The 12,755-nt window shown below is 50.6% G+C and carries 8 protein-coding genes; 2 read left to right on the plus strand and 6 right to left on the minus strand.

Annotated elements, in window-relative coordinates:
* Positions 1–342 precede the first annotated feature (342 nt).
* From KTH89_RS24240 to KTH89_RS24260, 5 genes are all read right to left on the minus strand, one after another.
* The gene (locus KTH89_RS24240) at positions 343–1,437 is read right to left on the minus strand and encodes a GntR family transcriptional regulator (protein ID WP_238723417.1); all 1,095 of its coding nucleotides are present in this window, start codon (positions 1,435–1,437) and stop codon (positions 343–345) included.
* Between the two features lie 101 nt (positions 1,438–1,538).
* Positions 1,539–4,355, minus strand: a complete 2,817-nt coding sequence (locus tag KTH89_RS24245; RefSeq protein WP_238723418.1) for a glycoside hydrolase family 38 N-terminal domain-containing protein — start codon at positions 4,353–4,355, stop codon at positions 1,539–1,541.
* Positions 4,356–4,377: 22 nt separating this feature from the next.
* Positions 4,378–5,199, minus strand: a complete 822-nt coding sequence (locus KTH89_RS24250; protein ID WP_238723419.1) for a carbohydrate ABC transporter permease — start codon at positions 5,197–5,199, stop codon at positions 4,378–4,380.
* 1 nt (position 5,200) lies between these two features.
* On the minus strand, positions 5,201–6,070 hold the full coding sequence (locus KTH89_RS24255; protein ID WP_238723420.1) for a carbohydrate ABC transporter permease: 870 nt from the start codon (positions 6,068–6,070) through the stop codon (positions 5,201–5,203).
* Positions 6,071–6,181: 111 nt separating this feature from the next.
* Positions 6,182–7,621, minus strand: a complete 1,440-nt coding sequence (locus tag KTH89_RS24260; RefSeq protein WP_238723421.1) for an extracellular solute-binding protein — start codon at positions 7,619–7,621, stop codon at positions 6,182–6,184.
* A 306-nt stretch (positions 7,622–7,927) separates the two neighbouring features.
* On the opposite strand from KTH89_RS24260, the gene KTH89_RS24265 reads away from it, so the two are divergent.
* A complete protein-coding gene (locus KTH89_RS24265) occupies positions 7,928–10,222 on the plus strand; it encodes a glycoside hydrolase family 2 protein (RefSeq protein ID WP_238723422.1) in 2,295 nt (764 codons plus the stop codon).
* Between the two features lie 177 nt (positions 10,223–10,399).
* On the opposite strand, the gene KTH89_RS24270 is transcribed toward KTH89_RS24265, so the two are convergent.
* On the minus strand, positions 10,400–10,972 hold the full coding sequence (locus KTH89_RS24270; RefSeq protein ID WP_238723423.1) for a TetR/AcrR family transcriptional regulator: 573 nt from the start codon (positions 10,970–10,972) through the stop codon (positions 10,400–10,402).
* 152 nt (positions 10,973–11,124) lie between these two features.
* On the opposite strand from KTH89_RS24270, the gene KTH89_RS24275 reads away from it, so the two are divergent.
* Entirely contained in the window at positions 11,125–12,414 is a 1,290-nt protein-coding gene (locus KTH89_RS24275; protein ID WP_238723424.1) for an SDR family NAD(P)-dependent oxidoreductase, read from the plus strand.
* Positions 12,415–12,755: the final 341 nt, after the last annotated feature.

Below are 12,755 nucleotides of genomic sequence, written 5' to 3' on the forward strand. Positions count from 1 at the left end.
TCTGAACCGGGAACACATCACGTGTTCCTGGTGAATAGGCTCGGTTCCTGAACCCGGCTTTTCGATTCCCCTTAGCGGATACCAGCGCAAGCCCTCCGCACTCCCAGGGAGATACAAAAGACCCCGGCCGCCCGGAGTGTCCCCGGGTACCGCCCGCGGTTCCAAGCCCTAAGCAGCGGGCCTACGAAGCCCCCGGGAAGAACGCTAAGTTAGTGCGACAGCCTCCCTTGCCCGCCCAGTCATCCTGAACCCGGCATTCCGATCCCACTTAACAGTCACCAGCGCAAGCCCTCCGCGCTCCCGGGGAGACACAAAAGAATCCAGCTGCAGAACCGCACTTTGCTACACACGCTGAATTTTCCTGGTACTGGCCCGTTTCAGCAGTTCCACCGGAAGAATTTCCTGGTAAATATAGTCCCGCTCCCCGCTCAGTAGCTTCCTGGCGATCCGGGCCGCCTCATAACCGATCTTAAAGAACGGCTGTTCAATGGTTGAGATCGGAATCGCGGCGCTCTGGGCGATACTCAGATTATCGAAGCCGATCAGGATCATATCGTCCGGCACCTCCATGTGGATCGACTGCAGATAATTCAAGACCTCCACCGCCGTCACATCATTGGCGCAGAACAGCGCGTCCGGAGGCTCGGGCAGTTTAAGCAGCCGGTCCACGATCCGCATGGATTCGTCTCCTAGTTCACCGAACTGCACATACCTTTCATCATAAGGAATACCGGCCTCCTGAAGGGCGATCTCATAGCCCGCCTTCCTCTGTACCAGAGAATAGGCGATACTGACCGGCTCCATGCTGACGAAACCGATCCGTCTGGCATTGCATTTGATCAGATGCCTGGTGGCCATGTAGCCGCCGTTTACATTGTCGCAAACCACCAGATTTGCCACCAGATGCTGCGGGATCCGGTCCACGAACACGAATTCGACCCCCTTTTGCATCATCTGGAAATACAAAGAAAAATTCTCCGACGAGGAACAGGGCTGTATCATAATGCATTTGGACCCATCCTCCACCAGCCGTTTGATCACCTCGCACTCCTCCTGCGCGTTTTTATGGCTGGAGTGCACGGTCAGGTAATAGGAATGGTTCGATAAGTAAGCGTCCGCGCCCTGTATATAGTCCAGGGCGCCCGTGTAATCATTTTCATTGGCAAGCACGAAGGGAATAAACTGGATTTCCTTTTCTTCCTCCGCCTCCTGCGTCTCACCGGCGATATAAGTGCCGCCTCCTTGTACGCGCCGAACGATACCTTGCTGCTGGAGCTCGCGGATGGCCCTTTGGATCGTGATCCGGCTGGTGCCCAGTTTCTCCACCAGCTGCATTTCCGTGGGCAGTTTGTCTCCCGCCGTTAAATGGTGTTCTTTTATATAATTCCGCAAATAAGTGGTAACCATTGCATATTTGGTTTCGTTTTGATTACGCATACAGGCACTCCTTCTATCCCCTTTGTTTCTTATTAGATTATAAAGGTGTTTCTGCATAAGTGCAACCGGTATTGCCAAAATCTGGCGCTACGGCGTATCTGTTACCGGTACAGGATCTTTACGCATTCCAGCGAAGAGGCTGCCTGCCGGACTGTCAGGACATTCCCCTGATCCGCCAGCTTTTCACCGCTGTTTTCCATGGCATCCGAACGGCTGACCTCTTTCCATCCTCCGGCGGACTCCACTTCCAGCTGCTCCTCCTTCTCAGAACAGTTATAATATCTCAACAGAAGGCCGTCTCCGTCTTCCGTTTCCTTTAAAGCCGCTACCTTTACCTGTCCGTCCACCTTCAGAAAACTGAAGGACTGTCCAAACGTTCCCGGATGGACACTGTTCGAATAGGCATAGAGCGGATGGGAGAAACACATGGCCTGGGACATCATTTCGCACCAGTCCGACGACGGCAGGACGCCGACTCCCAGTTCCCAGTGATGGAAACCCTGATCCGGGTACCGGTCAGGTGTGTACGCGGCCCGCAGCAGATTTATCAGGATCGCCTGCTTATCCGTCCGATAGCCGTATTTGCTGTCCGACGTGAGCATCAGGCAGCTTCCTTCCTCCACCGGAAGCGGCGCCCCATAGTAGACCGCCGGCACATCATGCCCGGCGCTCTCCCGTTCCACCGCACCGCCCGGGACGTCATATCTGGTCTTTTCGGAGACATATCCAAAGGGCATGTAGAACTGAAGCTGCGGCGTCATGCCTCCCGGCGTCCCGGTCTCATGCCAGTCTGCCTGTATCTTGTAACGAAGCATCCGGGCCTGGTCATCCAGGATCACCTTCACCACCAGGGATGAATGGTGAAAATCCATCTGATACGTGATCCATTGCCGGATCCCGCTGCTTTTCTGATCCAGGATGCGGATGGCGCACTCCTCATTCAGATCCTCGATCTTCCGGTAGGCTCCGACGACCCACGCGGAGTAACCTTGTGAATCTTCTTCCAGGATATACCGGAAATAACCGGAAGGCGCGTCAAGCATCTCCTTTTGGTTCTGCTTATCCGTGAGGGATACCAGTTTCATGGAGCCGGTGTCAAATACAGCCCTCACCTTCTGGTTCTCCAGCACATAAACCCCGTCTTCCATCCGGTGAACCCTGGGTTCATCCATCTTGGGCTCCCTTACCGGCAGCTCGTCTTCGACGATATAATAATTGGCGTACCCAAAGGGCGGAACCTGAGCGGTGAACAACAGCTTGTGGAAGCTGTGCTGCCAATAGGACTGATCCTTCTTTGTCACCTCAAAGGCTACCGTCTTTCCTTCGCCGTCTGTCACTCTGGTTCTGCAAAGGGATGGCTGCCAGTCCCATAAGGTGATCTCCACAGTTTCCCGGCGGGTATACTGTGTGGTATTGAACAGTGTGTAGACCCGGATATTTCCTTTTCCTCTGCACGCCTCCGTGATTTTCCTTCCGTCGGACGCGGCCTGGCCGGACCGCATGGGGGTTCCCATGGTGTTATAGCCCACTCCCGCTCCCTCCGATGTGGAGTCCCGTCCGTCCGGATACCCCATAGCCGAAGTATCGATCTGATCGCCCACCGCCTTCATGGACCGGTTGGCGCAGGCGATCCCAAAGGACATGGCTTCCTGGCTGATTCCCAACGAGTAGGATACCGTGTCATCCACACAGGAACCCGGCAGAATATCGTGGAATTGGTTGAACATGATATTCCTCCAGCCCTTTAAAAGGCCGTCACGGTTGCTTCTGGATTCTCCGCACAGGTATTCCATAGCGCCCAGCGCCTCGCTGTCATAAAAGCTGTCCTCCGCGGTACGGTTTGCATTTTTGATCCGGGACTGGGTCGTATAGCAGCCTGTGAAAATATAATTCAATTCCCGTTCCACAACGGGATACTCTTCCCTGTTTTTCTCAAGCGCCTGAAAGTAATCGTGATATCTGCCGAACCGGATATCCGGCAGCAGCGGCCACTCCCTCATATCCATGATCCGTTCCAGGTCCCTTCTGGTGGGGCCGCCGCCATGGTCGCCCACCCCGTATACATAGAGCGCCTCCATGGTATGGTTTCTCTTGCAGAATCCGGGCACATAGGAAGTCATCTCATACTCCACCGGTCCCAGGTACCAGTTCGGCTCCCGGTATACCAGCACTTCCTTCCCCGACGGAACCCTCCAGCGGTAGATTTCCTCCTGGTCATTTCCTCTGCAGTGGAAATAATATTTGATACCGCCATGGCTTAAAATCTCCGGTACATAACGGCTGTGTCCGAAGGTATCCGGTTCGAAATCCACCTGTATGGAGTCCGGGTCGATTCCCAGCAGCCCTTTCAGATATTCCTTCGTGTATAAGATATGGCGGACCATAGCTTCCGTACCGGTCAGATTTTTGTCCGCTTCCACCCAGCTGGACGCGGTTACCTCCCAGCGTCCCTCCTGCACCCGCTTCCGGATCTCAGACAGCATGGACGGAGCGTATTTTTCAATAATCTCATAAGTCGACGCCTGAGACTGTGAAAATATAAAATCCGGATATTCTTCCAGCAGGTTTAACATCGTCTGGAACGTATCGATCACGACGCCGACGGTTTCCGGCATGCCCCACATCCAGTTCATATCGATATGGGCATGTGCCGCACAGGTCACATGGTATTGTTTGGCCCTGTCGTGATAGGCTGACAGCGCCTCCTCCGCTTCTTTTACATCTCTTTCCACGAGGCCGCCCCGGGTCTTTAATTTCCCGTACAGCTCATCCGCCGTCCGGCAAAACTGCTCCGGCATGGCCTGGTCTTCCTCCTCAAACAGATTGCGAAGGAATTCCAGTTCGGCCAGAATCCGCTGTTCCCAGTAATTCCGTCCGCATTCCTCTTTTAATTTCCAGTATAATTTTAATTCGCTCATGTTATGTTCTACCTCATCCTCTTTAACCTTTTCCCGCTCCGGACATACTAAATCCTTTGGACATATAATTCTGGCCAAGCACATATAAAAACAGCACGGGAACCGCATACAGAATGGAAAATGCCGTCAGCTCCCCATAGGAAATGTCCCACATGCCAATATACTGATACATGGTGACCGCCGCCGGATATTTACCGGCCGATTTCAGCAGAATAAACGGCACCATGAAATTCCCCCACGCTCCGATAAACGCCTGTATGGCCACACAGAATGTGCCCGGAATCATCAGCGGCACGACAATCCTTCGTATCCGCTGCCAGGTTCCCGCCCCGTCCACGCTGGCCGCCTCTTCCAGATACAGGGGCACGCTGTCCATAAAGTTCTTCATCATCCATAGGGAATACGGCAGCGTCGTGGCAGCCATAAATAATATGATCCCGCCCAGGCTGTCATTGAGTTTCAACGTCACAAACATCCGGTAAACCGGAACGATCAGCACAGTCCCCGGCAGTGATGACATAAACAGCACCGTCATCAAAAACGATTTCTTATATTTCATCTCATATCTGGACAGTGCATATCCGGCCAGCCCGGAACAGATGATAACCAGAATCGCGACTCCGAACGAGAGAAACAGGCTGTTCAGGAAGGACATCTGATTCGTATGGCTTTTCAGCACCGAGGCAAAATTCTGCATCGTGATACCGGAAGGCAGCTTGGTAAATACGTTCGCGCTGGGATCGACAGAGGCCATAAACATCCACAGCATAGGCAGCAGCCACATAACGGCCATGATGATCATCACGGTATTCACAATCAGCGCAAGTTTTCTCTTTCTTTTCATGTCAATCCTCCTTGCCTGCTGCTTTTATGTAGAAAACACCGAAGATCACGCCCACCACCAGGGAAATAATGGAGATCGCCACTCCATAGCCCAGCTGGGAATTTTTAAACGCCTTGATATACATCAGGATCGGAAGCGTCTGGGTCTTTCCGCTGGGACCCCCGCCGGTCATGATCCAGATCAGGCCGAAAGATCCAAGCGTCATCAGTGTGATCAGCATGGTATTTGTCATGATCGTATTTTTGATGGTCGGCAGAATAATATAATAGATTTTCTTGGCCAGGTTCGCCCCGTCTAGCTTTGACGATTCTTCGATATCGGACGGAACATCGTCCAACGCCGCCTGGTACGCCAGCATGGAAAACGCCGTTCCTCTCCACACATTGGCGATGATGACCGCCGCCATGGGGAAGGTATACAGCCAGGAGACCCCGGATATCCCCAGTCCCTCCAGAATCATATTCAGCGTGCCGCTGTCGTGGAACAAGGAGCTCATGCAGAAAGCTGCCACCATCTCCGGCATGATCCAGCCGATCATAATGATACTTCCCACGACCTTGCGCACTTTTTTATGGCAGCTTCGCATCATATAGGCAAATCCGAATCCCAGCAGCGTCTGTCCCGCCACGGAACCGACCATAAACACCAACGTATTGATAATTGCTTTCTTTACCGTCGGATCTGAAATCATATGCTTATAATTTTCCAGCCCAATAAACCGCAGGGAGCTGGCATTGCTGCCGGTTAACGCCATGTTGGTAAATGAAAAATATAGGCTTAATACGACCGGTCCCACGAAAAATATCAGCAGCAGTACAACAGAAGGAATCAAATAGATTACTTTTTTTCCAAACGAAATTTGTTTATGCAACTTTTTTCTCCTTTTTTACAGAGAGTCTGATACTCCTTTTTGGAAGAGTTTGAAACGTCTGCCTGAATGAAAAGGGGGCTGCCGGCAATTTACTTAACAGCCCCCACTTCACTATTTGGACAGGTCCTGGGTATTCTCCTCGCCTACGATGGAGATTACAGACTGGGAATAATTTTCAAGCGCTTCCGCGGGGTCATTTCCGCAAACGACGGAATTCACCATTTGTGATAAGAAGGTGGATACTTCCGAATACTTTTCGTTGTGCGGCCGGTACTGCGCGTTCTGCAGCAGCTCCGTAGCTTCCTGCATAAACGGCCGGGAAGACAGATCCCCGTAGTTTGCGGCATCAGATACGTCTATGGTGGGCAGCTGGCCGCACTCCATCATATAAGTAACTACCTGTTCCTTGTTGTCCATCATTGCCGTGATAAAATCAAAGGCAAGTTCTTTCTCCTCAGAATGAGAGGAGACAGACCAGGCATAACCTCCGGACATCGTAACGCTTCCGCCCAGATCTCCGTTTTGGGTGGGCATCGGGATCAGAGAAAGAGTTTTCTCCCAATCCGCCCATTCAAAGCTTTGTCCGGCGCTGTAAAATGCGTTGGGTACTGCGGTTGACGTGAGTACCATGCCTAACTTTCCATCTCTTAAATATTCCATTGCATAATTCAGGGAGTTGGTATTGGTAACCTCAGAAGCGCTTCCGGTCAGTTCTTCCTTCATGGTTGTCTGGAAAAATTCAAGGCTTGAGAGCATATCTTTGCTTCTGATATTCCATTTTCCGGTTTCCGTATCAAAAAGGTGATCCTTCGTTCCATACAATACCATCTCAAAGGTATTGATGCTGGTCGCCTCAGAAGTCTCCTCGCAGGTATACCAGAAAGGAACTACGCCCTCGCATTTTTCCTTGATCTGGCGGCAGCCGTCCAGAAGCTCCGCCCATGTGGCAGGTTTCCAGTCTTTTGAAAGACCGGCCTGTTGAAGCACTGCCGTGTTCGCCCAGATTCCTCTGGAATCCGTAGCCAGCGGGATTCCGTAAACTTTACCGTCCATACCGGTCGCCGCTTCCTTACAGGCGTCAATCACAGAGCCGTTGGACCAGGACTCCCAGCTTCCCAGATATTCATCCAGCGGGGCCAGATAATTGGCCGCGGCATCCGCCGTTACCTGGAAGGAATCCTCATAGAAAATGTCAGGCGCCGTACTTTTATCAGACAACTCCAGCGCCATCTTCGTAAAGTAATCCCCTTCCGATCCTACATAGGGAATCAGTTCCAACTCCACCTGATCTTTTTGATCCCACTTGTCATATGTATCCATTGCCCATTTGTGGATCCAGCCGTCTTCTTTGGCATCCTCCCCGCTGGCATCCAGATATGCAAAGGTTATTTTCTTTCTATCACCGGACTGTTCCGAGGCAGAACCCTGCTCCGCGCCCGTCGTGCTGTTTGTGTTCGTATCCGCGCCCGCGCCGTCATCCGATTTTCCGCAGGCAGAAATTCCCAGGACCGTCATACAGATTACCAATAATATACAAATTTGTTTTTTCATTACCTTCCCTTTTCCTTTCCTGTTGCTTTTCTGATACTTTCTTCATTCTCACATACGTATTCGATATACTTTACCTGTCATATAGGTTAATTTTACGGCTTCCCCTGATTTTCCGACCCCTCCTTTTCGGGTTTACTAAATTTGATATGTATATGATATATCATTTTATATTATATGTCAATATTATTTTCAATTTGTTCTATCTATTGTTTTATTTATTTTCCAAATTTGTATTGTCAAATTTTGGACTCTATGATAAAATACACTTAGGCGCAGGAAGCAATTCTACGCAGGAAGGAGAAACCGATGATACATAAAAAAATCGAACAGTTTTCCATAAAAGCTCATGATCCCTATACTCCGCTTTTGGGAAATTCTATGGAAACAGGGGAAGAACTGTTAGGCGTCACAGACTGGATTCCGGCAAAAGTGCCGGAAAGCGTATATAAAACATTGTTGAGAGAGGGTTATATCGAAGATCCCTTCGTTGACCGGAACAGCCTGAAATGCGAATGGGTCCCCAACCGCTGGTGGGAATACCGGGCGCATTTCCCGCTGCAAAAAAACAGCAGCCGGCATTACCGGCTGCGGATCGATCATCTGGATTATACCGCGCATCTGTGGCTGAATCATCAGCCCCTGGGAGACAGCGCCAATTTATTTGTCCCATTTTGCAAAGATATCACTCCTTATATGCAGGAGAATAACGAATTATCCGTTCTGATCGAGCATGCCCCTGTCGAACACGGTCAGATCGGGTATACATCCAGAACCCATACCCAGAAACCCCGCTTCAATTATAAATGGGACTGGTGCATGAGATTGGTGAGTATCGGCATAGACAGTCCCGTATATATCGAAGAATTCGGTGATGCCTCCATTGAATCCCTGCGGGTGGAACAAGACTTTGCAGATGACGGTTCCTGCACTTTGTCCGGCCAGGTGAATCTCTACGGTTTCGAGGATTCTAAGCAGCAGCTCCTGCTGGAATTATCCCTTCACGGGGATACGATAGCCGAACAGAAGCTTCCGGCAGCGGTATCCCGTGACTGTCGGCATGCCATTTCATTTTCCATGAACGTTCCCTGTGTCCGGCTGTGGTGGCCCAACGGCCATGGGGATCAGCCGCTGTACCGGCTGCGCGTCATCACGTGCAATTCAAATGGAGAATACTCGGATGAGAAGTCCTTCTCCGTAGGCTTTCGTTCCATCCGGCATCTGCCCTGCACCGGCGGGTCCGGCGATGCATTTCCCTACCGTATGCAGATCAACGGCAAAGATATCTATCTGAAAGGGGTCAACTATCTGCCTCCTGAGATGCAGCAGGCCGATATCACCAGGGACCGCCTCCGGAAGCTGATTCAGAATATCGCGGATGCCAATTGCAATCTCATTCGGGTGTGGGGCGGCGCTTACATCGGTTCAGAAGATTTATACGATATCTGCGATGAGCTGGGCATATTGATCTGGCAGGAATTCACACAGAGCAGTTCCGGCATCGACAATGTTCCATCCAAAGATCCCTATTTTATGTCCCAGATCGCGGACACGGCAAGAGCGGCCATACAAAGAATCCGTACCCACCCGTCGCTTGCCCTGTACAGCGGGGGCAATGAGCTGACGGACTATGACGGAGTCCCGGCCACGTTCACGGATGAGAATGTGGGAATGCTTCAGCAGATCGTATCGGAAAATGACAGCAGATACATGCTCCCCACTTCCGCCTCCGGTCCCAACGAATTCCTGAATATCGATACCCCAGGTAAAAATCATGATGTCCACGGACCCTGGAAATACGAAGGGTCCACCAGGCACTACACGATCTATAATCAGTCGGACAGTCTGCTGCACAGCGAGTTCGGCGTAGACGGCATGACAAACTACGATACGATGAAGCGTTTTCTCTCTCCCGGGAATCTGGTTGTAACGAACATGCGGGACAACCTGGTCTGGCGGCACCGGGGAGAGTTATGGGATACCTACGACAGAACCTGCCGGATCTTCGGCTCCTTTTCCCGGGATGCCCTCCGGGAGTTTATCATGTGCAGCCAATATATACAGGCCGAAGGCCTCCGCTATGCGCTGGAAGCCAACCGCAGAAGGGCCTTCGAAAACTGCGGAAGCATCATATGGCAGTATAATGAGCCCTGCCCGCATGTGTCCGGCACCAACCTGGAGGATTACTACGGTGAGAAAAAACTGGCCTACTATTTTGTCCGAGACGCCTTCCGTCCTCTCACCGCCTCCCTTAGATATGACAAGCTGCTGTTTACACCCGGTGAAAGGTTGCCGCTGCAGGTAACCGTACTCAATGATTCCGGGGCGTATCACGGCGAACTGACGGTAACCGTCAAAACTTCGGAAGGACAGCTCTTACACCGGCAGGACATTCCCGTATCCGTGCCGGAGAACCGGAATCTGCCCCTCGAACCGTTTACTGTCACGGTCCCTAAGACCCACGCGCTTTCTGTCACATTGAGTCTTAACGGTACAGGGGCTGCGGTTGTGTCTAAGTATATATTGTTTGTTACGGGTGCGGATCAGATCGCGGATAGGTCTGTTGCGGTCGGAGAATATCTGGATTATATGGAGAACGTATAAAAGAGCGCCGGCAGCGGCGTTAACGAAAGTAAGAACGGAAACTGTACGTTAGTTTTTCCTCGGGTTTGGGTATGTTGTCTGCTTAAGGCTGGGCATAGCCCAGCCCGAGGAAAAACGGGTACGTTGAGCTTCCGTTCTTTTTTATGTTAGATCAGCGTTCTGTATTTTGTGAAGATTTTACAAAATATTGGGCTTATTATTATCCGTTGTCATTCCCGCGTAGAGAAGCTCTTGTATTGATTTTACTACGTCTTCTAATGGCTGTTTGCGTCCTTCAGCGCACCATTTGGTATAGACCCCTACTATTCCGGACATTTCAAAAGTGATCAATATCTCCAGTTTAGGCGTGAATTCCTGCATTCCAAACGCAGAAAGAATCAATGGCTTCACATTTTCCACGAACCGCATAGAGAATCCATGGTCACCATTAGGCCCCAGTAAGGCGAAAAAAGTATCTCCATAAACGTTCAGCAACGCCAACGCTTTTCCAAAAATCTCGGCTGAATGCTCCAGCTTAAAATCTTGGTATACCATCTCCAGCTGCTTCCTGAATTCACTCAAAAGTTCATCTTCTATATCTGTTAACAGGCTGTTCACATCCTGATAATACTCATAAAATGTAGATCTATTGATGTGCGCCGTTTTCGTTATATCAGATACCTTGATCCTGTCAATTCTGTTCTCGGTCAGTAATTCAACAAATACGTTCTGTATTTTTTTCCTGGTTTGCTGCTTCGTCCTGGATTCCAAATAGTTACCTCCGAAAAATCCGACACTATCAAAATTTTTGCGGGTTGTTATCTGTATTTCAGTTTCTTATAATAAAAATACAACAGATTGTTGGAATTTTCAAGTTTCTTGTTACTTATATTGATCTCCATCTAAAGAAAGGATGAATTTTGATGTTTGATTTTACAGTTCCAAAAGTAAAGGCTCTTAACGAGCTACTATCTCTGGAAGGAAGGGTAGCCATTATCACCGGCGGCAGCCGTGGTATCGGCAAACAGATCGTATCCCGTTTTACTGAGGCCGGAGCGAAAGTGGTCATTACCGGACGCGGGCTGGAAGCTCTGCAGAAGACTCAAGCCGATTTTCAGACAAAGGGGGCTCCTGTGTCCTGTTTTCAGGCAGATGTATCCAATGTAGCCGATTCCCAGAAAGTCATTGACTTTGCCGTAAAAACCTATGGCCGTCTGGATATTCTGGTCAACAATGCCGCCTCCTTTCCATTCTGCGACGCACGATCCATGACAGAGGAGGTCTGGGACAAATGTTTCGATACCGATGCCAAGGGAACCTTCTTCATGTCCAAATTCGCTGCTGAGTACATGATTCGGCAAGGAGAGGGCGGGCGTATCATCAACTTTATGTCCACCGCAGCCCTGAACCCAACCGGACCGCTGATCGCCTACGGCGCAGCCAAACAGGCAGTGTGGTATGTGACCCGCACTATGGCGCAGGAATTTGCGCCTTACCACATCACCGTCAATGCCGCCACTCCCGGAGCTACCATGACAGATGAGCGTCTCGCTGTCTTCGCCGGGGATCAGTCGCAGTTGGAAACCTTTGTTGAAAAAACCGGTAACAGCGGACTCTCCTTTGTTAAAAACACTTCCACACTCTCTTCGGATATGCTTACCGATATGATGAAGCAGGCTATGCCCATGGGAAGAACCGGATTCCCTGACGACCTGGCTAAGGCGGTTCTGTTCCTGGCTTCTGATATGGGTGAATATGTTACCGGTCAAAATATTACCGTGGATGGAGCCCAGAGTATCCAAAATCCTATGGCCGGAATGATGAAACAGGTCACCGGCAGCACCTCCGATGTTTTAGAAGATTCAGATGAAGATTCGGAATGCGAATCTTTTGTAGAAGAAATAAACGCCAAAACCGCAGTGGCAGACGGCTCCTGGACTGCCCATATGGAAACGCCCATGGGAAAGAATGACCTAACGTTTCGGTTTACTAGCAACGGTGATATACTGACAGGCTCAGTTTCCATTGCAGGGAATACAATCGGAATTGAAAAAGGCAGTGTGAATGGGGATCGTATCTCTTTCCATTTTCAAATGAAAGCCGGACTGATGAAGGCTGCCGTCAAAGTAAGCGGCAAGATCTGCGGAGACACTCTGAGCGGCGAACTCAAGCTTCCGGTCGCATCCATGCCTTTTGAGGCCAGAAGAATATAAGCATTGGTATGAAGAAATGTAATTTTTAGACAAAGAATTGCAGCAACGACACATTGAGAAGCGGAAAAACGGGGTCTGTCGCACTCACTTAGCATTCTTTCACGGGGCTTCGTGTGCCCGCTGCTTAGAACTTGAAACCGTGAACGGTATCCGGGGATGCTCCGGGCAGCCGGGTTCTTTTGTATCTCCCTGGGAGCGCATAGGGCGGCTGCGAATACGCTTAGTGAAATCAGAAAGCCGGGTTCAGGATGCACGGCGGACTTCACGTCCGACGGGCAAGAGCCTCTGAACCGGGAACACGTCAGGTGTTCCTGGTGAATAGGCTCGGTTCCTGAATCCGG

Source organism: Diplocloster agilis (genome assembly GCF_019042275.1).
GTDB lineage: Bacteria > Bacillota > Clostridia > Lachnospirales > Lachnospiraceae > Diplocloster > Diplocloster agilis.